24 protein-coding genes are annotated in these 22,995 nt (G+C 66.6%); 7 read left to right on the top strand and 17 right to left on the bottom strand.

Features of this window, described 5'->3' with window-relative positions:
* Positions 1-179: 179 nt before the first annotated feature.
* The 10 genes from IE302_RS42135 to IE302_RS42090 all read right to left on the bottom strand — a co-directional run bounded on the left by IE302_RS42135 (position 180) and on the right by IE302_RS42090 (position 9,815).
* Entirely contained in the window at positions 180-1,448 is a 1,269-nt protein-coding gene (locus IE302_RS42135) for a deoxyguanosinetriphosphate triphosphohydrolase (RefSeq protein ID WP_191260073.1), read from the bottom strand.
* A gap of 38 nt (positions 1,449-1,486) precedes the next feature.
* The gene (locus IE302_RS42130) at positions 1,487-2,119 is read right to left on the bottom strand and encodes a YdcF family protein (protein ID WP_191260072.1); all 633 of its coding nucleotides are present in this window, start codon (positions 2,117-2,119) and stop codon (positions 1,487-1,489) included.
* Between the two features lie 32 nt (positions 2,120-2,151).
* Entirely contained in the window at positions 2,152-2,757 is a 606-nt protein-coding gene (locus tag IE302_RS42125; RefSeq protein WP_191260071.1) for a response regulator transcription factor, read from the bottom strand.
* Positions 2,754-3,950: a sensor histidine kinase gene (locus IE302_RS42120; protein WP_191260070.1), complete on the bottom strand. Its 1,197-nt coding sequence runs from the start codon at positions 3,948-3,950 to the stop codon at positions 2,754-2,756. Before IE302_RS42120 ends, IE302_RS42125 begins: the two co-directional genes overlap by 4 nt.
* Positions 3,951-3,965: 15 nt before the next feature.
* Positions 3,966-4,694 carry an ABC transporter permease gene (locus IE302_RS42115; protein ID WP_191260069.1) on the bottom strand — a complete coding sequence of 243 codons (729 nt, stop codon included), beginning with the start codon at positions 4,692-4,694 and terminating at the stop codon, positions 3,966-3,968.
* Positions 4,691-5,623 carry an ABC transporter ATP-binding protein gene (locus IE302_RS42110; RefSeq protein ID WP_191260068.1) on the bottom strand — a complete coding sequence of 311 codons (933 nt, stop codon included), beginning with the start codon at positions 5,621-5,623 and terminating at the stop codon, positions 4,691-4,693. Before IE302_RS42110 ends, IE302_RS42115 begins: the two co-directional genes overlap by 4 nt.
* A 168-nt stretch (positions 5,624-5,791) precedes the next feature.
* Positions 5,792-7,180, bottom strand: a complete 1,389-nt coding sequence (locus tag IE302_RS42105) for a glycine--tRNA ligase (protein ID WP_034316415.1) — start codon at positions 7,178-7,180, stop codon at positions 5,792-5,794.
* 91 nt (positions 7,181-7,271) lie between these two features.
* Complete coding sequence (locus tag IE302_RS42100) at positions 7,272-7,949, bottom strand: class F sortase (protein ID WP_191260067.1); 678 nt, start codon at positions 7,947-7,949, stop codon at positions 7,272-7,274.
* A 158-nt stretch (positions 7,950-8,107) separates the two neighbouring features.
* Complete coding sequence (locus IE302_RS42095) at positions 8,108-8,737, bottom strand: class F sortase (RefSeq protein ID WP_191260066.1); 630 nt, start codon at positions 8,735-8,737, stop codon at positions 8,108-8,110.
* Between the two features lie 7 nt (positions 8,738-8,744).
* Positions 8,745-9,815, bottom strand: coding sequence for a hypothetical protein (locus IE302_RS42090; RefSeq protein WP_191260065.1), 1,071 nt, complete (start codon positions 9,813-9,815; stop codon positions 8,745-8,747).
* Between the two features lie 265 nt (positions 9,816-10,080).
* Here IE302_RS42090 and IE302_RS42085 point away from each other — a divergent pair, with 265 nt between their 5' ends.
* Together IE302_RS42085 and IE302_RS42080 are read left to right on the top strand one after the other, a co-directional pair.
* A complete protein-coding gene (locus IE302_RS42085; RefSeq protein ID WP_373308097.1) occupies positions 10,081-10,464 on the top strand; it encodes an ArsR/SmtB family transcription factor in 384 nt (127 codons plus the stop codon).
* Between the two features lie 2 nt (positions 10,465-10,466).
* Positions 10,467-10,880 (top strand): Fur family transcriptional regulator, encoded by a 414-nt coding sequence (locus IE302_RS42080; protein ID WP_020629376.1) that lies wholly within the window; start codon positions 10,467-10,469, stop codon positions 10,878-10,880.
* A gap of 90 nt (positions 10,881-10,970) precedes the next feature.
* Here IE302_RS42080 and IE302_RS42075 read toward each other — a convergent pair whose 3' ends face one another.
* Genes IE302_RS42075 through recO form a run of 5 tightly spaced genes read right to left on the bottom strand, consistent with a single transcriptional unit; the run spans position 10,971 to position 14,789 of the window.
* Positions 10,971-11,696, bottom strand: a complete 726-nt coding sequence (locus IE302_RS42075) for a TIGR03943 family putative permease subunit (RefSeq protein WP_191260063.1) — start codon at positions 11,694-11,696, stop codon at positions 10,971-10,973.
* On the bottom strand, positions 11,693-12,709 hold the full coding sequence (locus IE302_RS42070) for a permease (RefSeq protein WP_191260062.1): 1,017 nt from the start codon (positions 12,707-12,709) through the stop codon (positions 11,693-11,695). The genes IE302_RS42075 and IE302_RS42070 overlap by 4 nt, the downstream gene beginning before the upstream one ends.
* A 37-nt stretch (positions 12,710-12,746) precedes the next feature.
* Positions 12,747-13,169 carry a hypothetical protein gene (locus IE302_RS42065; protein WP_005158775.1) on the bottom strand — a complete coding sequence of 141 codons (423 nt, stop codon included), beginning with the start codon at positions 13,167-13,169 and terminating at the stop codon, positions 12,747-12,749.
* Complete coding sequence (locus IE302_RS42060; protein ID WP_191260061.1) at positions 13,166-13,987, bottom strand: isoprenyl transferase; 822 nt, start codon at positions 13,985-13,987, stop codon at positions 13,166-13,168. Before IE302_RS42060 ends, IE302_RS42065 begins: the two co-directional genes overlap by 4 nt.
* A 40-nt stretch (positions 13,988-14,027) precedes the next feature.
* The gene (recO, locus tag IE302_RS42055) at positions 14,028-14,789 is read right to left on the bottom strand and encodes a DNA repair protein RecO (RefSeq protein WP_191260075.1); all 762 of its coding nucleotides are present in this window, start codon (positions 14,787-14,789) and stop codon (positions 14,028-14,030) included.
* 722 nt (positions 14,790-15,511) lie between these two features.
* Here recO and IE302_RS42050 point away from each other — a divergent pair.
* From IE302_RS42050 to IE302_RS42030, 5 genes are all read left to right on the top strand, one after another.
* The gene (locus IE302_RS42050; protein ID WP_191260060.1) at positions 15,512-15,730 is read left to right on the top strand and encodes a mersacidin/lichenicidin family type 2 lantibiotic; all 219 of its coding nucleotides are present in this window, start codon (positions 15,512-15,514) and stop codon (positions 15,728-15,730) included.
* A gap of 36 nt (positions 15,731-15,766) precedes the next feature.
* Positions 15,767-15,991 (top strand): mersacidin/lichenicidin family type 2 lantibiotic, encoded by a 225-nt coding sequence (locus IE302_RS42045; protein WP_191260059.1) that lies wholly within the window; start codon positions 15,767-15,769, stop codon positions 15,989-15,991.
* Positions 15,992-16,027: 36 nt separating this feature from the next.
* Positions 16,028-16,252, top strand: a complete 225-nt coding sequence (locus IE302_RS42040) for a mersacidin/lichenicidin family type 2 lantibiotic (protein WP_191260058.1) — start codon at positions 16,028-16,030, stop codon at positions 16,250-16,252.
* Positions 16,253-16,384: 132 nt separating this feature from the next.
* Complete coding sequence (locus IE302_RS42035) at positions 16,385-19,720, top strand: type 2 lanthipeptide synthetase LanM family protein (RefSeq protein ID WP_229908352.1); 3,336 nt, start codon at positions 16,385-16,387, stop codon at positions 19,718-19,720.
* Between the two features lie 47 nt (positions 19,721-19,767).
* Positions 19,768-21,939, top strand: a complete 2,172-nt coding sequence (locus tag IE302_RS42030; protein ID WP_191260056.1) for a peptidase domain-containing ABC transporter — start codon at positions 19,768-19,770, stop codon at positions 21,937-21,939.
* 72 nt (positions 21,940-22,011) lie between these two features.
* Here the strand turns inward: IE302_RS42030 and IE302_RS42025 are convergent, their stop codons facing one another.
* Together IE302_RS42025 and IE302_RS42020 are read right to left on the bottom strand one after the other, a co-directional pair.
* Entirely contained in the window at positions 22,012-22,452 is a 441-nt protein-coding gene (locus IE302_RS42025) for a CD225/dispanin family protein (protein WP_191260055.1), read from the bottom strand.
* A 35-nt stretch (positions 22,453-22,487) separates the two neighbouring features.
* Entirely contained in the window at positions 22,488-22,976 is a 489-nt protein-coding gene (locus IE302_RS42020; protein WP_191260054.1) for a CD225/dispanin family protein, read from the bottom strand.
* Between the last annotated feature and the right edge of the window lie 19 nt (positions 22,977-22,995).

Here is a 22,995-nt window from a genome sequence, read left to right as displayed (position 1 = left end):
CCACGCAAAACACTCGACTGGGACACCCCAGCCGAGCGCCTCACTACACTCCTCACCCAAACCAAGTGATCACCCGTGTTGCAACCACCCCTGGAATCCGCCCCTTGCGATAGGCGCAAGGAAGGGGGCCTTCATGTACTTCGTCGGGTGCGCCTCGGTCAGGCAAGGGCGCCGACGACTCAGCCGTGGCGGCCGGTGTGCCAGGCGTGCCACGCGTACGCCTGCGCGTCCGTGAGCGACGCCACCTGGTCGACGACCACACGCAGGCGGGCCGCGTCGTCCGGGGCGGCCTCCCACGCGGGCAGGAACAGGCCGTCCAGCGCGTCCGGCGCGCGCCGGCACAGCGCCCCGACCAGCTCCGCGAGCGTCTGACGCTGGCCGTCCTGCATCGCGAGCCGCCGTTTGTCGCTCATCACGTACCGCAGCGCGAGCGCCTTGAACAACGCGACCTCGGCCGCGACCTGCTCCGGGACGACCAGCCGCGCGCCGTAGCGGCTGAGCGGGCCCTCGCCGTACACCTCCCGTGTCGCGCCGACGACCGCCGTCGCGAACCGGCCCACCAATTCACTCGTCAGCCGCTTCAGCGCGACCTGCGCCTTGAGCGATCCGTCGAGTCCCGGTTCGGTGAGCTCCGCGACCACCGGCAGGTCGAGCAGTTCCTTCGCCGCACCCTCCAAAGTGGACTGGGATTGGTCCGAAAACCTCCGCGCCGCCTCGGCCACCGCCGCGCGCTCCTCGGCGTCGGCCAAGACCCGCAACGAGATCCGGCCCGCCAGCACCCCGTCCTCGACGTCGTGCACGGAATACGCGACGTCGTCCGACCAGTCCATGATCTGCGCTTCCAGACAGGTGCGGCGGTCCGGCGCGCCCTCGCGGACCCACGCGAAGACCTCGGCGTCGTCGGCGTAGACGCCGTACTTCGGATTGCCCTCTTCCCGCGGCCACGGGTACTTCGTCGAGGCGTCGAGGCAGGCGCGCGTGAGGTTCAGCCCGCCGACGGCCCCGCCTTCGAGCAGGACCTTGGGCTCCAGCCTGGTCAGGATCCGCAACGTCTGCGCGTTGCCCTCGAAACCGCCGCACGGCTGCGCGACCTCGTTCAGCGCGCGCTCGCCGTTGTGCCCGAACGGCGGGTGCCCGATGTCGTGCGCGAGGCCGGCGGTGTCCACCAGATCCGGGTCCGCACCCAGCTCGTCCGCGATGCCGCGGCCGATCTGCGCGACCTCCAGCGAATGCGTCAGCCGGGTGCGGGGCACGCCGCTGACCTCGGCGCCTTCACCGGGGCCGACCACCTGGGTCTTGCCCGCCAGCCGCCGCAGGGCCGCCGAGTGCAGCACCCGCGCGCGATCGCGGGCGAAGGCGCTCCGCCCGTCCTCCGCGCCCTCCAGCGCCGCGCCCTTGGGCCGCTCGGGCAGCAGGCGTGCCCTGTCGGCCTCGGTGTAGGTGTCCACGCGACCAGCTTAAACGCGATCACCGACACTTATCGGACTCAGACTTCCGCCGGGAACCTCGTGAGGCGGTAGTACAGCAGCGCGCCGGTCTCCCGGACGATGTAGCGGGCCTGCGTCTCGCGGGTCTGCACGATCGGGCCGCTGTGGGTGGGCGACGTCCAGGCCTCCAGGCCGAGGTCGTCGGCCATCACCCGCGCGCGGAACGAATGCCACGGGTCGCTGACCAGCACGGCGGTCTTCCAGCCCCGCTTCTGCACCTGCTCGGCGACCGCGCGCAGGCTGCGCAGCGTGTCGCTGCCCTCGCCGACCGGCAGCGTCGCCGACTCGGGCACGCCGCGTTTGCGCAACCACTGCGCGCCGGCCTGCCCCTCGGTGTAGTTGTCGTCGGCCCGCTTGCCGCCCGCGGTGACGATCACCTTGGCGACCCCCTGGTCGTACAGCTTCTTCGCCTTGGCCAGCCGCGACTGGAAGATCTCCGACGGCCTGCCGTTGTACTGGGCCGCGCCGAGCACCACGATCACGTCGGCACGGTCGCGCACGTCGTCCCGCGCGACCTGCCAGACGCGGAACGCCGTCCCGCCGATCACCGCGACGACGATCAGCAGGAACCCCGCCAGGGTCCGGCGCACCCAGTTCGCGCGGGTGGGCCTGGTCCGTTCGGCGGTACTCACGGGGGAGATTCTCGCAGAGCCGCGAGTCGATCTCAGAGCCAGCCGTGCTCTTCCGCGAGCCGCACCGCCTCGGCCCGCGTCCTCGCCCCGGTCTTGCCGATCGCGGCCGAAAGATGGTTGCGCACGGTGCCTTCGGAAAGGTGCAGCGCACCGGCGATGTCCGCCACCGTGCTGCCGTCCTTGGCCGCTTCGAGGACGTCGTGCTCGCGTCCGGTCAGCGGGCTCGCGCCGGTGGCGAGCGATTCGGCGGCGAGCGCGGGATCGACCACCCGGAGTCCACTGTGGACCCTCCGGACGGCGTCGACGAGCTGCTCCGGCGGGGCGTCCTTGACAACGAATCCCGCAGCGCCCGCCGCCATCGCGCGCGAGAGGTACCCCGGCCGTCCGAAGGTGGTGCAGATGATGATCCGGCACGACGGCAGCGCGCCGTGCAGTTCGGCGGCGGCTTCGAGGCCGTCCTTTCCGGGCATCTGGACGTCGAGCAACGCGACGTCCGGGACGGTTTCCTTCGCCCGTTGGAGCACTTCGTCGCCCGAACCGACCTGGGCGACCACCTCGATGTCGGTTTCGAGGCCGAGCACGGTGGCCAACGCCCCACGCACCATGGCCTGGTCGTCGGCGAGCAGGACCCGGATCACGCGCAGCCTCCAGCTGGTTCGGTGAGCGGCGCCCGCGCGCCGCCCCGCACGGCGGATTCCGGTACCTCCGCGCGGACGAGCCATCCTCCCCCAGAAGGCGCCGTGGCGGTCAAGGTTCCGCCGACCTCGTCCAGCCGTTCGGTGAGCCCGCGCAGCCCGTTCCCCGCGGCGACCTCGCCGCCGTCCCCGTCGTCCTCGATCTCCAGCCAGGTCTTGCCGAGCCGGACCTTGACCCGCTTCGCCCCGGAATGCCGGAGCACGTTGGTGACCGCCTCCCGCAGCACGTACCCGAAGGTCCGCTGCAGGGCGGGGTCGACGTTGTCCACCGCGTGCGGCAGGTCCGCGTCGATCTCGGCCGCCCGCAACGCCGCCCGCGCTCCGGCGACCTCCGCCGAGAGCGACACCTCGCGATATTCGGAGACCGTGGCGCGGATGTCCGAGAGGGCGCTGCGGGTCAGGTTCTCGACGTCGGTGATCTCCTGGAGAGCGCGGGGGTCGTCCTTGCCGCTCTCCAGGATCCGGCGGGCGAGCGCGGCCTTGACCGTGATGGTGGTGAGGCTGTGGCCGAGGATGTCGTGCAGGTCCCGCGCCAGGCGCTCGCGTTCCCCCGCCACCGCGAGCGTCGCGATCTCCCGGTTCGCCGCCTCCAGTTTCCGCACCGCGCGGACCAGGTTCGCCATGAAGAACATCGCCGCCGTGATCGAGGTGACCGCGATGAGATCCCCGAAGTCGTCCCTCCCGAGGGCCAGGTGGACGCCCAGCACCAGCAGCAGGGCGCCGCTGTCCAGGAGCAGCGCCCACGCCGGCGGCAGCGTGAAGGCGAGCACCGCCGTCGCGTAGATCAGGACGTACGGGTTGGTGTCGTGCAGGAAGACCAGGGCGAGGCCGATGAGCAGCATCAGCACCGAGGCGACGTAGGTCGTCTTCCTCCGGGAGGGCCGCAGGCTGAGCGGGAACAACACGTAACAGGAGCCGTAGACGACCAGGAGGGCGGCGATCACCAGCTCCTTGGCTGTCGCCCCGTCGGTGAACAGGTCCACCGCCGCGGGGACCATGCTGGGCAGGATGAAGGCGATGCCGAGGATGGCCCACCGTCCCGGCCGAGGTCCCCGGCCGGTCCGCGGCGGCATGTCCGACCACCAGTTCTCACGGCTGTTCAAGCCCGTCTTCACCCTGCCCGGGTAGTCGTTCACCGATTCACCTTTTTCTCAGACCCGCGCACTGTCTTTACGGTAACGCCTGATCACCAGCGCCCCGAGGACCACGGTCCACGCCGCCAGCACGCCCAGCGCGGCCGGGAGGCTCACCGTCAGATTGTCGGTGACGACCGGGCGGACCAGCTGGATCAGCCAGTACGTCGGCGTTGCCTGGGCAATGTCGGCCATCCAGGACGGCATCCCGTCGATCGGGATCCACAGGCCGCCGAGGAAGCCCATCCCCATCATGACGATCATGTTCATCGGCTGCATCGACTCCGGCGTGCCGAACTGGCCCAGCAGCAGGCCGAGCAGCACCAGCGGGATCGCGCCGAGCCAGATGCCGAACACCAGCCGCAGCCAGCCGGCCGCGTCGAGATGGACCCCCTGGACCAGGACGCCGACCAGCGGGACGACGAGCAAGGACGGAAGCGCGACGAGCATCGCCGACAGCGCCTTGCCGCCGAGGTAGCCGGTGCCGGTCAACGGGGTCAGCCGCAGCTGGCGCTGCCAGCCCGTGGACCGCTCGATGGCCAGTTTCGCGCCGCTCGTCATCGCGGCGGAGAAGGTGCCGAAGGCCATCATGTTGACCATGATCACCCCGGAGATGTCCACGTTGGCGGTACTGAAAACGTTGGCCTGCAACAGGAACATCAGCACGGGGAAGGCGACGGCGAAGAACACGAACCGCGTCGAACGGAAGGTGCGGACGATCTCGGTCTTGAGATAGGTCGGGTTCATCGGACGGCTTCCTCGGTGTCTTCGGTGCTGTCGGTGGTCAGGGAAAGGAACGCGCCTTCGAGGCCGACGGCGCTGATCTCGATGTCGTGCGCTTCGGGGACTTCGGTCATCAGCGCGCGCAGCGTGGCATCGGAATCGGAACTGGAGATCGCGACACGGCCGCCGCGGAGTTCGAACCCGGTGATCGCGGGCAGCCCCGCGATCACCGGCTCCGCCGCCGCGGGCACCGCCGCGCGGATCGTGCGCCCCCCTGCCAGCGCACGCACCTGCGCGACCGAACCGTCCGCGACGATCCGTCCCGACCGCATCAGCACGACCCGGTCGGCGAACTCTTCGGCCTCTTCGAGGTAGTGGGTCGCGAACAGGACCGTGCGACCGGAGTTCGTGTACTCGTACATGGACTTCCAGAACTCGCGGCGCGTGCCGACGTCCATCGCGGCGGTCGGCTCGTCGAGGATCAGCAGATCCGGGTCGCTCACCAGCGCGACCGCGAACCGCACGCGCTGCTTCTGCCCGCCGGAAAGCTTGGTGGAGCGCCGGTTCGCGATGTCCTCGATCCCGGCGCGGCGCAGCGCCTCGCGCACCGGCATCGGCTTGCGGTGCAACGCGGCGACCATGCCGACGGTCTCGGCGACCGTGAGATCCTCGACGAGCGCGCCGCCCTGCAGCATCGCACCGATCATCCCGTCGCCGACCGCGTCACCCGGCTCCCGCCCGAAGACGCTCACGGTGCCGCTGTCGGGCACGGAGAGGCCCAGGATCATGTCGACCGTGGTGGATTTACCCGCGCCGTTGGGGCCGAGGAGGGCGACCACCTCGCCCGGCGCGATCGTGAGGTCCACACCGTCGACGGCGTGGACGTCGCCGTAGTGCTTGCGCAGGCCGGAAAGTCGTACCGCCGCCCCCGCGGTGATGTCTTGTTCTCGCATGCCTAGAGCTTGTCGCGCTCAGGCTTTCCGGCCTTGGGCCGCGCGTCACGACCTGGGGGTGACAGTTGTCAGGGGTGGTGGTCCTTCTAACGCCTTCCCCGTGCAATGAAAGGCCCCTTCATTGCAAATTTTGCAATGAAGGGGCCTTTCATGTCATCGGCAGGGGCCTCAGGCGCCGATCAGGCGGCCCGCCAGGTACGACTCCAGCTTGTCGATCGCGACCCGCTCCTGAGCCATGGTGTCGCGCTCCCGCACGGTCACCGCGTGGTCGTTGAGCGAGTCGAAGTCGACGGTGACGCAGTACGGCGTCCCGATCTCGTCCTGGCGCCGGTAGCGGCGGCCGATCGCGCCGGCGTCGTCGAAGTCGACGTTCCAGTGCTTGCGCAGCGCGGCCGCGACGTCCCGCGCCTTCGGCGTGAGGTCGGCGTTGCGGGACAGCGGGAGAACGGCGACCTTGAACGGCGCGAGCCGGTAGTCCAGCTTGAGCACCGCGCGGGTGTCGGTGCTGCCCTTGGCGTTCGGCACCTCTTCCTCGTGGTAGGCGTCGACGAGGAACGCCATCATCGACCGGCCGACACCGGCCGCGGGCTCGATGACGAACGGGCGGAACCGCTGCTTCGTGGCCTGGTCGAAGAACGACAGGTCGACGCCCGAGTGGTTCGAGTGCGTCGTGAGGTCGAAGTCGGTGCGGTTCGCGATGCCTTCGAGCTCGCCCCACTCCTGGCCCGCGTTGAACGCGAAGCGGTACTCGATGTCGACGGTGCGCTTCGAGTAGTGGGAGAGCTTTTCCTTCGGGTGCTCGTACAGGCGGAGGTTGTCCGCCTTGATGCCGAGGTCCTTGTACCACTCGGTGCGCGCGTCGATCCAGTACTGGTGCCAGGTCTCGTCCTCGCCCGGCTCGACGAAGAACTCCATCTCCATCTGCTCGAACTCGCGCGTGCGGAAGATGAAGTTGCCCGGCGTGATCTCGTTCCGGAACGACTTGCCGATCTGGCCGATGCCGAACGGCGGCTTCTTGCGCGCCGCGGTCTGCACGTTGAGGAAGTTGATGAAGATGCCCTGCGCGGTCTCCGGGCGGAGGTAGTGCACGCCTTCCTCGGACTCGACCGGGCCGAGGTAGGTCTTCAGCATCATGTTGAAGTCACGCGGCGCGGTGTACTGCCCGCGGGTGCCGCAGTTCGGGCACGGGACCTCGGACAGGTCGTCCTCGGACACCTCCTTGCCCGAGCGGGCGGAGAAGTCCTCGGCCAGCTGGTCCGCGCGGAACCGCTTGTGGCAGGACAGACATTCGATCAGCGGATCGGTGAAGACGTCGAGGTGACCCGACGCGACCCAGACCTGGCGCGGCAGGATGACCGAGGAGTCGAGGCCGACGACGTCGTCCCGGCTCTGCACGACGGTCTTCCACCACTGGCGCTTGATGTTGTCCTTGAGTTCGACACCGAGGGGCCCGTAGTCCCACGCCGACTTGGTACCGCCGTAGATCTCTCCACACGGGAAAACGAAGCCTCGACGCTTGCACAGGCTGACGACGGTCTCAATGGTGTTGGCGGGCACTCCACGCTCCGAAGCATGCGGGGACGGGTATGGGCTAGAAGGACAAGCCTAACCGGAGGACCCCGCGCGACCTCCGGCGAGGTCGGACGGCTCAGGGGCGGCTGACCAACGAGGCGGTGACGATGCGGTTGTCCTCGTAACCGTCGGTCCCGCCGACGTACTCGCCACCGCAGGTGACCAGGACCAGCCGGTGCGGACCGTCCGGTCCGAACAGCTTTTCCGACTGCTCGGCCAGCTTCGTCTTGTGCACGGTGACGACCTCGGCGATCTTGTAGACCCACTTGCCGCCGTCGGTGTCGACGAGGTCGACCTCCTGGCCCGTCTTGAGCCGCCACAGTTCGTCGAACGGGCCCTTCTTGCCCTTCCAGTTCACATGCCCGGAAAGCAGGGAAGCGCCCTGGTCGGCACCCAATTTCGCGCCCCACCAGGTGGCTTCGTCGAGCCCCTCGGGGATGGGGAGGGTCCCGTCGGCGGTCAGTTCCTTGCGGATCAGTTTCGCCGTGCCGCCACCGGGCAGTTTGACCGTGCCCGGTGCCTGGCCCGTCTCGGCCGGGGGCTGGGCGGTCTGCGTCGCGGACGTGTTCGCCTGATCCTGCGCGGCCGCGACGACCGGCTCACTCTTTTCAGTGAACACCAGTCCGGTGAACACCAGCACCGCGACCACGGCCGCCACCACGAAGATCGCGGCGGCGGCGAGGATCACCCCCAGGTTGGAGCGCTTCTTCGGCTGCTCCTCGTTCGCGGCGCCGTCGTCGAACTGTCCCACCATCGGGTATTACTCCTTGCTCGCGTCAAGCCGCCGGAGCGGCCGGTGTCGCTAGACACGCGACGCGAGCCGAGAGGGGTTGCATCGACTTCCGCGTTTCGTCCTCTGAATGCGGTAGTTGTGCGCGCAAGGACCGCATTCAGAGGACGAAACGCGGGAATTCAGGCGGGCGGTCCGGAGACGGGAGTCGCGACGATGACGCGGTTGTCCCGGTAGCCGTCCGTCCCGCCGAGGTAGTCGCCGCCGCAGGTGACCAGCACCAGCCGATGCGGCCCGCTCTGCGCGAACAGCTTCGCCGCCTGCGCGGGCAGGTCGTTCTTGTGCACGGTGACGACCTCGCGCACGCGGTAGACCCAGATCCCGCCCGCCGCGTCGCTGACGCCCACCTCCTGGCCTTCGCTCATCCGCCACAGCTCGTCGAACGGCCCTTTGGCACCGCCCCAGTTGACGTGCCCGGAGATCAGCGCGGTCCCCGCTTCGGCGCCGAGCCGCGCGCCCCACCAGGCCGCGTCACCGAGTCCGCGCGGGATCGGGAGGACGCCGTCGGAGTTGACCTCGGAGCGGACGAGCCTCGCCGATCCGCCATCGGGAAGACGGATGGTTCCGGGTCGCTGACCACGCGTCGCGGTGTCGGCGGGCAGCACCAAGGGGGCGCCGTCCTCCCCCGGCATGACCGCGGGTTCGGCCACCGAGACCGCCTGTTCCGGCGGGATCCAGGTCAGCACGATCACGCCCGCGGAGATGGCGAGCGCGGAGACGACGGCGGAAAGTCCCGCCAGCCAGGGCCGCACGGGGCCGCTACTTCTCCCGCACCGGGACGGGCTTGCGACGGCGGAGGAGCAGCATGGTCGCGGCGCCGATCACGATGCCGCCGCCCAGCAGGCCGAGCCCGACCACGGTCCGCGTCGCGTCGCCGGCCTGCGGCGGGATACCGCCCGCGGGGACCGTTCCCGGCACCGCGGGCTGCTCGGGTGCCGCGCCCGGTCCGGTGCCACCGGCGGGCTTCGCCACGAAGTTCTTGGGGATCGCGCAGCTCACGCCGCCGAGCACGATCGTCGTACGGGCCTCGCGCAGATCCTTGCCCGCCCCGTCCCGCACGTGCGTGACGATGTCCAGTTTCCAGCCCGCCACCGCGGTCACGTCGCCGTTGCGCCAGCCGTCCTGCCGGATCAGCTGGTCGAAGGCGGTCACCCGGGACACGGTCAGATCGGACGTCGTCTTGCCCTTGTCGATGTTCTCGTTCTTGACGACCGACGGCGGTCCCAGCTTGAGCCCCTTGACGTCGACGCCGGAAGCACCGACCGGCTTCAGCGCGCCGTTCTCGTCCCGCACCCAGAGCTTCTCCACGCTCGTCGACGACGTCACCTTGCCGGGCGAATTGCAGTCGACGGAGCTCTTCGCGCCTTCGAGCACCAGCACGGTGTTGTCGGCGGGCTTCGCGCCGCCGCGTCCGTTGTCGATCAGGGCGTAGTTGCTTTCCGCGATCGCTGTCGGGACGGTGGTCTGCTGCAACGCCGCGATCACGTTGTGGTCGCGGCTGGCGATACCGGCCGGGTACGGGTTGTCCGCGCCGTAGCGGCCCAGGTTGATGTCCCATTTGTCGCCGAAGGTGCTCTGCTCACCCGGGTCACGGGGAACCTTGGTGCGATCAGGGGAGAGTTTGGACTGACCGGGCGTCAGGGGCGAACGCTGGGTCTCGGTGATCAGCGATCCCGGGTTCCCGATGCGCACCGACGCCACGTTCGCGAACGACACGGGGCCGGTCTTCTCATCGACGGCCTGCGTCGTCTGCGCCGAGGCGAGCCCCGGAACCGACGCCAGAGCGACGGCCGCCGTCGCGGCGGCCAGCTTCGTCACGAAACGAGTCATGTCTCCCCACTGCCTCTCCGGGCCCTCAGAGCGCGGTCGTCAGCGTACGAGAAGCGACGAAACGCTCCGCGACAACCTTGCACCGTTGACGACCACATGCGAAGTGGAATGGTCATTTATTCGCGAAGTCACCCGAATGGAGCAGTAACGTAGCCGCCAAGTGGTCGCCTGGTCGGCGAACAGACCACCTCGGGCGGGAACACTAAGATGGGCTGGACTGTTACTGGCAATGACTTCGGAAATCATGATGGACATGGAGGCGGCGATGGCTACGGTGACCCCGGACTCTGCCGCCCCGGGCTTCACGGAAGACCCCGGACCGCATTCGGCGGCCCGGCCCCCCGCCGAACCCGCCGCGTCGGCCTCGGCCGCCGTCCTCGCGGACGCGGGCGACCTGCTCAGGGCCCTCGCCGCGCCGGTGCGCATCGCCATCGTCCTGCAGCTGCGTAACGCGGACAGGTGCGTACACGAATTGGTGGACACACTCGATGTCGCGCAGCCGCTGATCAGCCAGCACCTGCGGGTGCTCAAGACGGCGGGTGTCGTACAGGGTGAGCGACGCGGCCGCGAGGTGGTGTACCGGCTGGTCGACGATCACCTTGCGCATATCGTGGTGGACGCCGTAGCCCACGTTCAGGAGGGGAAGTGAGCATGAGTCCGACGACGGCCAACAGTTCCGCGCCGGTGCCGGGACGCCGGTCGACGAAACAGCGGGCCGCCGTGGTCGAGCTGCTCAAGGAGATCGACGACTTCCGTTCCGCCCAGGAACTGCACGACGAGCTGCGCAAACGCGGCGACGGTATCGGGCTCACCACGGTGTACCGGACGCTGCAGTCGCTCTCTGAGGCCGGCGAGATCGACGTCCTGCGCACCGACACCGGCGAGGCGATCTACCGTCGCTGCTCGTCGCACCACCACCATCACCTGGTGTGCCGCCTCTGCGGAAGCACCGTCGAGGTGGAGGGGCCCGCCGTCGAGCGGTGGGCCGAGAAGATCGCTTCGGAGCACGGGTTCTCCGACATCAGCCACACCGTGGAGATCGTCGGGACCTGCTCGAACCACTGACACCAAGCGCTCGACCCCGTGCAATGAAGGGGCCTTTCATAGCAAATTTTGCTATGAAAGGCCCCTTCATTGCACGCCGGGAGCATCCGGTCAGTACTCGTAGGGGTCCTTAGGCGCCGGCACCTGCCGTACCGAAGTGAGCGTCAAGTCCGGCATGTAGCTGTTCTCCCGCACCGCCGTACCCGGCACGACCGTCCCGGTCACCTCCAGCCAGGTGTCGTTGCCGAAGCCCGAGACACCGTCGCCCACCATCCGCACGGTGATCGGGAAGGCGTCGGCCGCGCAGCAGCCGATGACCATCCTGGCCAGCATCGTGTTGCCCTCGTTGTGCACGACGAACCCGGACAGCCGCACCGTGCGCCCGTTCAGCGTCCCGCTCTTGTCCCAGCCCGCGCGGCTGACGAAGTCGTTGACCTCCAGCGGCACCACGTCGCCCGCCGGCAGGGGCGGGAAGGCGGCCGCGTTGCTCGCGGAAGCGCTTTGCGGCGCCCTGGCCTCGGTCCTGGTCACCGAGTCGGCGCCCAGCGCGGGCGGCGCGACCAGGAAGACGGCCAGCACCGGCACCATCAGCAGCCACGCCGAACGGGTGTTGTGCTCGTGCGCGTGGACGTCCCCGGACACGACGGCGGCGGCCCGCGCGGCCAGCAGGTCACGGACGATCGCGATCGCGCCCAGCGCGACCATGATCGCGCCGCCCGCGATGATCCACGGCTGCTGCGCGGGTTTGACGTAGCGCAGGTAGTCGCCGTTGATGGTGATCTTGAGCAGCGCCCCGCCGAGCAGGATCAGCAGGATGTTCTGGGTCTCGCGTTTCACGCGCCACCTCCCAGGATGAGCACGCCGGACACGACGGCGCAGGACAGCGCGACGACGAACGTCACCGGCGCGAACCGCAGCGCGAACGACTTGCCGAAGGTTCCGGTCTGCAGGGCGAACAGCTTCACGTCGATCGCGGGCCCGACCACCAGGAACACCAGTTTCGGCAGCAGCGGCATCGCGGTCAACGACGCGGCGACGAAGGCGTCGGCCTCGCTGCACAGGGCCAGGACGACGGCGAGCACGGCCATCACCAGCACCCCGAGCACGATCTGCTCCCCCAGCACGCCGAACCACTTGGCGGGGACCAGCACGTTCATCGCGGCCGCGATCATCGCGCCGAGCACGAGGAACCCGCCCGCCTCGACCAGGTCGGCCCGCGCGGTCTCGGCGAAGGTCTTCCAGCGCGACCCGTGCTGGACGTCCGGCATACGCCGCAACGCGCGCTCCGCGATCCAGTCGAGCTTGCCCCACTTCGCCCACAGCCAGCCCATCACCATCGCCGTGGCCAGCGAACCGGCGAAGCGGGCGAACACCATCTCCGGGTTGCCGGGGAACGCCACCGCCGTGGCGACCAGCACCACCGGGTTCACCGCGGGTGCGGCCAGCAGGAACGTCAGCGCCGCCGCGGGCGCGACCCCCTGGCCGATCAGCCGGCGCGCGACAGGCACCGAAGCGCATTCACAACCCGGCAGGGCGACCCCGGCCAGCCCCGCGACACCGACCGCCGCGCCCGCCCGGCGAGGAAGCACCTTCTCCAGCACCCGCGCGGGCACGAACGCCGCGATCGCGCCGCTGATCAGCACCCCGAGCACCAGGAATGGCAGCGCCTGGACGCAGACGGCGACGAACACCGTCGAGCCGGTCCGCAGCGCGGGCACGTCGAACACCTGCTGGAGCCAGCTCTGCCCGAGGATCGCGATCAGCAGGATCGCGCAGAGCACCTCGATCGAGGTGATCTTGAACCGCCGGGCCGGCTTCTTCTCCGGGGCGCTCTTGGAAATGGTTTCCATGCGCGAGATGATGCCAGGTGACCGTGCGTTCCGGCGCTCACTCCCCGGGAGCGGTCCCCAGCAGGTCGGAGCGCAGCTGCGAAGCGGTCGACACGACCAGCATGAGCAGCGTCCCGAGCGGCGAGGGGTCCATGCCCTCGGCCGGGAACGCGTACCTCAGCGTGATGTCGATGCCCTTCTCCGAACGCACGACACCGAGCGTCCCGAACAGGCCCTGCCCGGCGCGTTCCGCCGCCGAGGCCGCGATCGCCGGGTCGTCCGGCAGGTCCCAGGCGACGACGCAGGTCAGGCTCAGCACGGTCAGCCCCTCGGCCAGCCGGGTCGCCTGGATGACGCACGGGACGTCCGCGTGCGAGAAGGTCAGCGCGCCGTCGTCGTCGACGTGGACTTCGAGATAGCGCTCCAGGGCTTCCCGTGCCGACGTCAGCAACGCCGCCGTGTCCGCTGCTTCGGTGGTCATGCGGTCCCTTCGGAAGCCTTGTCGATGGCCCCGCCGAAGCGGCGGTCCCGTTTCGCGAACTCGAGGCAGGCCCGCCACAGGTGGGTGCGGTCGAAGTCCGGGAAGAGCGTGTCCTGGTAGACCATCTCGGCGTAGGCCGACTGCCAGAGCAGGAAGTTCGACGTCCGCTGCTCCCCCGACGGCCGCAGGAACAGGTCCACGTCCGGCATGTCGGGCTGGTACAGGTACTTCCCGATGGTCTTCTCGGTGACCTTGTCCGGGTTCAGCTTCCCGTCGGCGACGTCCTGGGCGATCCGGCGCATGGCGTCACCCAGCTCGGCACGGCCGCCGTAGTTGACGCACATGGTCATGTTCAGCGCCGTGTTGTGCTTGGTCTTCTCCTCGGCGACCTGCAGTTCCTTGATGACGCTCGCCCACAGCTTGGGACGGCGGCCCGCCCAGCGGATGCGGACGCCGATCGAGCCGAGGTAGTCGACCTGCCGTCGGATGGTGTCGCGGTTGAAGCCCATTAGGAAACGGACCTCTTCCGGGCTCCGCTTCCAGTTCTCGGTGGAGAACGCGTACACCGACAGCCATTTGACGCCGAGTTCCACGGCACCGCTGGCGACGTCGATCATCACCGCTTCGCCGCGTTTGTGCCCCTCGATCCGCGGCAGGCCGCGCTGGTTGGCCCAGCGGCCGTTGCCGTCCATCACCAGCGCCACGTGCTTCGGGAGGAGTTCCTTGGGGATCTCCGGCGGCCGGGCACCGGACGGATGCGGCTCCGGCGCGCGAAGCTCGAATTGTGACGCCTTGTTCTCGCGTCCCCTGCGCAGCACCTTCGAGCCTCCTGATCGAGTGAACCCTGTGCCTGCGACCCTACTGCGCGCCGGTGGCGCTCTCCCGCGCACGCCTCTCCACCAGCGGCAGCGAGCGCAACTGGCGCTCCAGATGCCACTGCAGATGCGCCGCGACCAGGCCGGACGCGTCCCGCCGCGGTACCGGCAGCGACGCTTCGGCCACCGGCCACTCGCCGTGCAGGAGCGCCGCGAGCAGGGTCAGGACCTCTTGGGACGGGTGGACACAGCCGGGAACCCGGCAATCCGGGCACATCGAACCACCGGCGGACACACTGAACGCCTTGTGCGGGCCGGGCAGGCCACAGCGGGCGCATTCGGTGATCGCGGGCGCCCACCCCGCGTAGGCCATGGCCCGCAGGAAGAACGCGTCGAGGACGAGGGAACTGTCCCGTTCGCCGCCCGCGAGCGCGCGAAGGGCCCCGACGACGAGCATGTAGAGCTTGAGCACCGGCTCGCCCTCTTCGGCGGACAGCCGGTCCGCCGTCTCGGCGATGGCGCTGGCGGCGGTGTAGCGCTGGTAATCGGCCACCAGCGGCAGCGCGAAGGCGTCGACCGTCTCGACCTGGGTGATCACATCGAGCGAGCGGCCGGTGTAGAACTGGACGTCGACGTGCCCGAACGGCTCCAGCCGCGCTCCGAACCGCGATGACGTCCGGCGCACACCTTTCGCGACCGCACGGACCTTGCCGTGCCGCCGCGTGAGCAGGGTGACGATCCGGTCGGCCTCACCCAGCTTGTGCGTCCGCAACACCACTCCGGTGTCGCGATAGAGGTTCACCACCCCATCCATCTTGCCACCTCACATCTCCGAAGTACTTCGGAGATGTGAGCCCCGCCGAGCCGGTGCCCGCGACCGCCGGCAGTCCCCCAGCACAGGAATGTCCAAGATGTACACCTCGACACCCGAGTACTCCTCGTGTCCGTATTGACCGAGTATCCACCCGACATTCTCGGCCGGACTTCCGACCGCGCCCCCAAGGCGACACCTGTCGACGTCGAAAACACCCCCTGCTCATTGAGCGAAAACCACAAAACAAGTCACCCATGACAACGGTTTCCCGCGTCCGGATACGGTCCGCCAGGGCGCCGACCAGCAGTGATTCGCTCGAACGGCCCAACTTGATCTACAAGCTTGACGCGTCCACGGCAAGTGGATAACGTCCGATGCAGGGGATCAAGATCACCACCTTTCCACAGCGCGACAATTCAGTCCGGGGAGGGACTACTTTGTCGATCGACCGGGGGACTAAATTCTCAGCCATACGCCTTTTTTGTCCGACCGTCGCGATTCAATGACTTTCAGCGCGGCCGGTTAGCGACAAACACTGGCGCGCGAGGGTGCTCGCGTCTGCGCAATTGATTTGAAAGCGCACTTCAAAACCGAGCCGATGCCGGCCATCCCCAACACTCGGCATCGGCGACACATCCATGCCCATTCACCGCACTTCATACCCATCGCGGGAAACACAGGCCTCCCGAAGACCCAACAAGAAAGGAGAAGTTATGGATATCGTCAGATCGTGGAAGGATGCCGACTACCGGGCTCAATTCATCGATGCGACGAGCAACCCCGCCGGCCCCAGTGACATCCGATCGCTGCAGGCGATCGAAATGTCTGGATTCAACGGCGGCAACCAGGCCGACTCGGGTGTCGGCTGTCTGACCAAGACGGCAACCTTCACTCTGCCGCCGTGGTGCATCGTTTCCCTGTCGCTCTGCTAGTTCAAACTCGATACAGCAAATACGGAGATACGTCCAATGAATCACGTCAAAGCCTGGAAAGATCCCGATTTCCGGCGCACGATCTCTGGATCGGACACCTCACTTCACGACAATCCGGCGGGCGCCGCCGAAGTGTCCTTTGCCGAACTCGGCAATGTCGCCGGGGGCACGAGCACCATCCCGTGCGTCACTCTTCCCATCACCGTTTCAGCCGCCGTGTGTGTTCCGACCAAGAACTTCGGCAGCATCGGTTGCTGCTGATTTCAACCACTGCCCGATTGCGAGGATGCGAGACCCATGGACCTTGTCCGCGCCTGGAAAGACCCTGACTACCGTAGTTTTGTCAGGGAGTTTCCAGAGAATCCAGCCGGTCAATCGGCCTTGGCGCAGATCGACATCGCCGAGGCGGGTGTGCTCGGAGCCGGTTCCGAGACCACTCTCACCGCAGGATGCTGCAATCCACTGAAGACCGTGACAACGGTCGTGTCGCCGTGGTGCTCGGTCAGCTTGGCAGTCTGCTGATCCCGACTGTCCCGTCAAACCGACACGTTTAACGAGTATGGCAGTCGTTGGCGTCGTCGATTCCGACGCCAACGACTGCCATACCACCACGAAACACAGCCGAACAGAAAAGCAAAGGATGTCGTCGTGAGCATGTCCGAACAAACCCGAGAAGAACAGCTCTCGATCTCGAACACCACGGAAAACATCGCGACGACAGCAGAGTGGACCGTGCACGACCTCGACTGGCGGAAAGCTTGCCATATCGATGAACGATCCACTGAAGGCCGATATTCGACCGAGGACTTCGAACGACGTTTTCGGTGGTGGTCGGAACAATACTCAGGAGACCAAGGCCTTCTCGACAGGACACTCGAAGCGCTGTCTATGACAAGCGAGCAACTGCGTCTACTGCTAGGTACGGAAAGTGTTCCGACGACAACCGATCCTGCCTGGTTGCACAGGCTGGCAGACATCATCTTCACCGGGCGCCAAAGTTCCGAATACGTGCCCTCCGACTCCACACTCGGGCTGCTGACACCACTCGGCGATCTCATCCGCGGTCATCAGAGGCGACTTCGCCGGCAAGTCATGGCGGTTGTGGAATCCTCAGGCAACAGCGATCAGCTTGCCTCGTTACCCGACCTTCTTTCCGGCGACTGGCCCCGGGAGCGACTTGCCGAGGCCGTGATCCGCACCCTGGTCCTCGAGCTGAATGTCGCACGCGTACAAGAGAAGCTTCGCGGAGAAACACCGGAAGAGCGTTTTCGAGACTTTGTGAATCAGCTGAGCGACAACCACGTTCAACACGCCATCTGGGACGAGTACCCGGTTCTGCTTCGCTACTGCGACGACGTTCTGAACAATTGGTTCGACTCCAGGCTGTCCTTCGCCGACCATCTAACGAAGGATATCCGATTCCTTCCCGAGTTGTCCGCAGACGGACTGCTTGCCCCGGTCAGCAAGGTGGTCTTCGGCGCGGGTGACTCACACCGAGGCGGGAAGACCGTCGCCATCGTGGAGTTCGGAAACGAAAAGGTGGTGTACAAACCGCGTAACGTCGACATGGAACAAGCATGGCAACACATCGTCGACTGGTTGGCCCGACAGCGGGTGACTCTCGACCTTGTCAGCCCCAAGGTGGTCCCCCGTGGCGACCATGGCTGGGTGGAATTCATCACCGCGGAGTCGTGTACCGACCCCTCCGAAATAAAGGACTTCTACCACCGGATCGGCGCGGTTCTCTGCCTGGTGTACGTCTTGTGCGGAAGTGACGTCCACGGAGAGAACGTCATCGCACATCGCGGATATCCCGTGATGGTGGACATGGAGGCGCTCTTCCACGGTGCCCAGCCGGAGAGCACGGATGGACACCTCGTCGATCCCGCGGCCCGGTTGGTCTCAGAAGGAGTCCTGGCCATCGGCCTTCTCCCGACCAAGCTCGTGGTGCGGCTCAACGGCGCTGCCCGGTCGTTCGAAGCCAGCGCCATCGCCAGTGCCGGCGAACAGATGTCGCTGCTCCCCGGAGCTGTTCCGGAGAACTCCGAGACCGACGAGATGCGGTTCGTCCACAAGCACGTCCCGATCACGCCGGCCACCGAGAACCAGCCGAAACTGGACGGCAGGCTCCAAGACCCGACCGGCTACGTCGACGACGTGGTGGCCGGCTTCAGCGCGACTTATCGAGCCATCCTGGCGAACAAGGACGACTGGCTGGACGCAGACGGCTTGATCAGCATGTTGGAGAGCATTCCGCAGCGTTACATCGCCAAGCCGACCTTCGTCTACGGAAAGCTTCTCTTCGACAGCCTGCACCCGGACTACTTGCGCGACTCGATCGATCGCGACCGCGTTCTGCTCATGTTGTCGACTATCGGCACCGCAGACCACACGTGGGCTCCCATACTCGCGAGCGAAATCGAAGACCTCCGGCGTGGCGATATCCCGTATTTCGAAACTCGACCCTCGAGCAAGGACCTGATCGACAGCCACGGCAGAGTGATCAAGGACTACCTTTCGCAAAGCCCGGCCGACGCCGTACGGGAGAGGTTCCGGATGTTGGGGGAAGAGGACCTCTCCGCCCAGGTCCAGCTTACGACCCGGTCCTTTGAATCGCTCCAGATCGGCTCCACCGCGACTCTGCCGGTCATGACCGACACCCTCGCCCCGACCGCCTTCGAAGATGAACCCCTTTCGCGGGCCATGAAAAAGATCGCAAGCGATCTCATCGACGAGGCACTCATGGACGAGGGCGGCATAGGCTGGATCTGCTTGAACTTCCTTGACGAATCGTTTTGGCAGGTCGGCAGCTCGGGAATCGACCTGTACAGCGGTGCTTCCGGGATAGCGCTGATGTTGGAATATGCCGCCGAACAATCGAAATCGTCCAGGCTGGCCCAAGCGGCCGAAGCTGCCCGAGCCACGATCATGCGTGAAGCAGTGAAAGTCGCGGACAATTTCGCCGACAACGCCATGATCGCGCGATCCCTGCGTAAACACGCAGATCCCGGCTTGTTCGGCGCTTCCGGAAGCCTGGTCTACTACCTGGCGCACGCAGGAGCGTTGTCGGGAGACAGGACGATTCTCGAAACAGGCTACACTGCCCTGTCCGCACTCGAGGCCAACGTCCGGCACGACGTCGTCTACGACCTCATCGGCGGCAGCGCGGGGGCGATCTTGGCGGCCCTCGCCTTGCACGAAGCAGATCCGCGTGAAGCAGCCATCGAAGTCGCCGAAGCAGCGGCGGCAAAACTCCTCAGCAGTGCCATCCCGACCGGAGACGGGTTCGCATGGCCAACCCCCTTCGGCCCGCAACCCCTCGCCGGCATGGCGCACGGAAGCAGCGGCATCGCACTCGCGCTCGCCCGCCTGCACGCGATACGCCCCCAACCCGGCTACCTCGAGCTGATCGAGGGCGCGATCAAGCATGAACGCGGACTGTTCGACGAGAAAACAAACAATTGGCCCGACCTCCGGTCGCCCGAAATGGGCGGTGGAAACGGCCCGCTCATGGCATGGTGCCACGGTGCTCCCGGAATCGGTTTGGCCCGCATCGGCCTGCTCGCCGAGCCCACCCTTTCCGAGCTGCACGCCGACCTTCAAGAGGACCTTCGAATTGCGGAGGCCACTGCCGCGGAAAGCATCTTTCACAAGGACGGTCGTCAACTGAAGCCGACCGGAAACGACACTCTCTGCCACGGCACCCTTGGCATTCTGTCGTTCCTCGCGATGGCGGCACAGCACCGGGGTGACACTGAGGAATTACACCGCACACAGCAGGCCGCACAAGCGATAGCCACCCGCGGAATGGAGCGTGACTGGCTGGCCGGGCCCGTGTCCGCACGCTCCCTGCCTGGGCTGATGTTCGGACGGGCGGGCATCGCCTGGGGCCTGCTCACCCTGCGGCGCCCTGGCCAGATCCCCTCGGTGCTCCTCGGCGAAGCACCGAAGAAGGCGCACTCCCGACAGCACGGTCGTCCGTCTCGGTGACGCCGGAATCGAGCAAGGTGGCCGGACACCGGCCCAAGGAGGGAATCTTGCCCACCGCACGAATATCGCGCGTCCGTGTACCGGTGGTACTCCAGGACAGTATCGCGGAATGCGGGGTGGCCTGCCTCGCGATGATGCTCGGGTACCATGGACAGCATGTCACGACGCAAACATTACGTGAGGAAACCGGGGTCGGCCGTGATGGCTTGACCGCACCTCAGGTCGCCGCGGCGGCCTCGCATCGCGGCTTGCAGGTTTCCGCGTTCCGAGGACAGGCAGACGCTATCTTGAATCTGCCGATGCCGCTCATGGCACACTGGCAGGACAGCCACTATGTGATCGTCGAAAAAATCGGAACTCAGACAGCCACCGTAGTCGACCCGAATCAGGGACGACATCGAATTGACCGGCGTGAATTCGACGAAAACTTCAGCGGCGTCGTTCTCACCATGAAACCAGGGCCGGATTTCTTCACACAACGCCGGCCACGGTTCAGAACATTGCGCTTCCTGGCAGGCTACATTCCGGCCGGGCCGTCCACAGCCATGCTTCTTGCGTCAGCTGCTCTGGTGGCCTTGGGACTGCTGCCGACGGTCTTCACGCAACATTTGATCGACGCAGTGATTCCCAATGGCGCCGGCTCGCTGATGTGGGCCTTCGGCGCAGCCGCACTGGCCCTGACGATCGGCACGGCCGGAATGGGCTACCTGCGTAGCTCTCTGCTCCTTCGCATCCGGACGAAGATCGATGCCACCGTGATGTCCGGCTTTCTCAAGCATATGCTGTCCCTCCCCTATCCGTACTTCCAGGTTCGGACCATCGGCGATCTCCTGACGCGAGCCAACAGCAGCCAGATGATCAGGGAATCCTTGACCACTCACACCTTGAGCCTGCTGCTCGATGGCATCTCGAGCGTCGTCTATGTGTCACTGCTGATCTTCACATTTCCGCCGGTGGGACTGCTGGTACTTTTCATCGGCGTAACCGAATTCGCGATCGCCTTCGCCTTCGCGCAACCTGTCCGACACGCGACTCGGCGCCAGATCCAGTTCATTTCGTCAGCCCAGGGAAGCCTTATCGAGTCACTCAACGGGATTGAGGAAATGAAGGCAACGGCCAGCGAGACGGCCGCGTTCGGAAAGTGGAATACGCACTACACACAACAGATGGACGCGTCGGTCGCACACGGGAGGCTGACCAACCGCATAGCTGTCGTTTTCGACACGTTCCGGGTGCTCAGCCCGCTTGCCGTTCTCTGGTGCGGAGCCTGGTGGACGATCAACGGCGACGCGACGATCGGCACACTGGTGGCAGCGAGCACTCTCGCCGGGATGACCTTGGGCCCGTTCACGAACATGACCCAGGCGTTTCAAGCGCTACAGAATCTCGGGATCCATGTCAGCCGGATCAAGGATGTTCTCGACGAGAAGCCGGAGCCGCGCGGCACGATCCCGCGCAGCTCGGTACATGGCAAAGTCGAGGTCTCCGACGTCCGGTTCAGCCACCAGCGAGGCGCGAAACCAACGGTTCGGGATGTGACGTTCTCCGCAGGTGCCGGATCAATGGTCGCCATTGTCGGAGCGACGGGTTCGGGCAAGAGCACGCTCGCCAGAGTGCTCCTCGGCCTGTACGCACCCGACAAGGGCGAGATCTCGATCGATGGCGTCGTGCTCCAGGATGAGAACCGATACGCGTTCCGAGAGCACTTCGGCGTGGTGGCGCAGGACACCGCGCTCTACACCGGGTCCATCAAGGACAATTTGACCACCTTCGCGCCGGAAGTCGGAATTGACCGAATAGTCCAAGCAGCTCGTCTGGCGTGTATCCACGATGAGATAGAAGCGCTTCCGATGGGCTACCTCACGCCGCTCGGCGAGCGTGGAACGGGCTTGTCAGGAGGACAACTGCAACGACTCGCCATAGCTCGAGCCCTGCTCAGGGAACCCAGGCTGCTCGTCTTGGACGAGGCCACGAGCCACCTGGACACGGTCACCGAGGGGCGAATCTTCGAGAACCTCGCCACGATCGGCTGCACGCGCATCGTGATATCGCATCGCCTGAAGTCCATCCGGGCGGCAGAGCGAATCCTGGTCATGCATGAAGGCGCCTTGGTCGAAAGCGGGTCGCACGAAGCCTTGGTTCGCTCAGGAGGTCGCTACAGCGAGATGGTGGGCGCGGCGGACAGGAGCGCCGAGCAGGTACCGCTCACCCTCCACTGAACAAGAAGGTTTGGAAACACGAAGCGGGGGCGCCGACGACACCCCCGCTACGTGTCTTCCACATGCCGCTTGTCAGCAGTACCCGCTGTAGCAGCTCACCGTCGAAGCCGCGACGATCGATACGATGACCATGATGATCGCGAACACACAGCCGACGCCTCCCAAAATGGAGGACACCAGGCAGAGCGTCTTCGTGGTTCGCGAGGCCGCCTCCGCCATCGCGTAGTTGCCCTGCATCTTGTAGGTGCTGACCTCGTTGGACTTCATGATCGCGAAGATGCCGAGGATGACGCCGCCGAGGAACAGCGACGCGATGGCCCAACCCTTGTAGTCCTTGATGGCGTTCATGTCGCCGCCCGGCATGCCTCCGGGACCGTAGCCCGGCTGGCCGTACGGGGCAGGCTGGCCGTACGGCGCGGGCTGACCGTACGGGGCCGGCATGCCACCGGACGGGGGCCCGTAGCCCGGCGGCTGCTGTCCGTAGGGCTGTTGCTGGCCGTATGGGTTGGTCATGTGTTCCTCTTGGATTTAGAGCTTGACTCGAGTTCTCAGAACGAAGCTGCGGCGATGATGATGTACAGCAGACCGAACAGGCAGCCGACGCCTGCCAGGATGTTGCCGACCATGCACAGGGTCCTGGTCGTCCGCGACGCCTGCTCGGCCATCGCGTAGTTGCCCTGCGCCTTGTAGGTGCCGACCTCGTTGGACTTCATGATCGCGAAGATGCCGAGGATGCCGCCGAAGAAGATGCTGACGATCGCCCAGGTCTTGTAGTCCGGGATCGAGTTGATGTCGCCACCACCGGGCATGCCGCCCGGAGCGCCATACGGCGCGGGCTGGCCATACGGCGCGGGCTGACCGTACGGGGACGGCTGGCCGTACGGCGCCGGCTGCCCGTACGGCATCGGGGTCGCGCCCGAAGGCTGACCGTACGGTGCGGGCGTGGCACCGGACGGGGGTCCGTAGCCGGGCTGAGGCTGCTGGCCATAGGGCTGCTGCTGGCCGTAGCCGGGCTGCTGTCCGTACGGGTTCGTCATCGGGTTCCCCACTGTTGTC

This window comes from Amycolatopsis oliviviridis (assembly GCF_014654365.1).
Classification (GTDB): Bacteria; Actinomycetota; Actinomycetes; order Mycobacteriales; family Pseudonocardiaceae; genus Amycolatopsis; species Amycolatopsis oliviviridis.
This window is presented reverse-complemented; position numbering and strand designations above follow the sequence as displayed.

What these genes read in the sequence shown, in the direction of transcription:
- IE302_RS42115 (WP_191260069.1), bottom strand. Translation starts at nt 4,694, where the DNA reads ATGAACCCGACCTATCTCAAGACCGAGATCGTCCGCACCTTCCGTTCG.
- IE302_RS42110 (WP_191260068.1), bottom strand. Translation starts at nt 5,623, where the DNA reads ATGCGAGAACAAGACATCACCGCGGGGGCGGCGGTACGACTTTCCGGC.
- IE302_RS42100 (WP_191260067.1), bottom strand. Translation starts at nt 7,949, where the DNA reads ATGGTGGGACAGTTCGACGACGGCGCCGCGAACGAGGAGCAGCCGAAG.
- IE302_RS42090 (WP_191260065.1), bottom strand. Translation starts at nt 9,815, where the DNA reads ATGACTCGTTTCGTGACGAAGCTGGCCGCCGCGACGGCGGCCGTCGCT.
- IE302_RS42085 (WP_373308097.1), top strand. Translation starts at nt 10,081, where the DNA reads ATGGCTACGGTGACCCCGGACTCTGCCGCCCCGGGCTTCACGGAAGAC.
- IE302_RS42080 (WP_020629376.1), top strand. Translation starts at nt 10,467, where the DNA reads ATGAGTCCGACGACGGCCAACAGTTCCGCGCCGGTGCCGGGACGCCGG.
- IE302_RS42070 (WP_191260062.1), bottom strand. Translation starts at nt 12,709, where the DNA reads ATGGAAACCATTTCCAAGAGCGCCCCGGAGAAGAAGCCGGCCCGGCGG.
- IE302_RS42065 (WP_005158775.1), bottom strand. Translation starts at nt 13,169, where the DNA reads ATGACCACCGAAGCAGCGGACACGGCGGCGTTGCTGACGTCGGCACGG.
- IE302_RS42050 (WP_191260060.1), top strand. Translation starts at nt 15,512, where the DNA reads ATGGATATCGTCAGATCGTGGAAGGATGCCGACTACCGGGCTCAATTC.
- IE302_RS42045 (WP_191260059.1), top strand. Translation starts at nt 15,767, where the DNA reads ATGAATCACGTCAAAGCCTGGAAAGATCCCGATTTCCGGCGCACGATC.
- IE302_RS42040 (WP_191260058.1), top strand. Translation starts at nt 16,028, where the DNA reads ATGGACCTTGTCCGCGCCTGGAAAGACCCTGACTACCGTAGTTTTGTC.
- IE302_RS42035 (WP_229908352.1), top strand. Translation starts at nt 16,385, where the DNA reads ATGTCCGAACAAACCCGAGAAGAACAGCTCTCGATCTCGAACACCACG.
- IE302_RS42025 (WP_191260055.1), bottom strand. Translation starts at nt 22,452, where the DNA reads ATGACCAACCCATACGGCCAGCAACAGCCCTACGGACAGCAGCCGCCG.
- IE302_RS42020 (WP_191260054.1), bottom strand. Translation starts at nt 22,976, where the DNA reads ATGACGAACCCGTACGGACAGCAGCCCGGCTACGGCCAGCAGCAGCCC.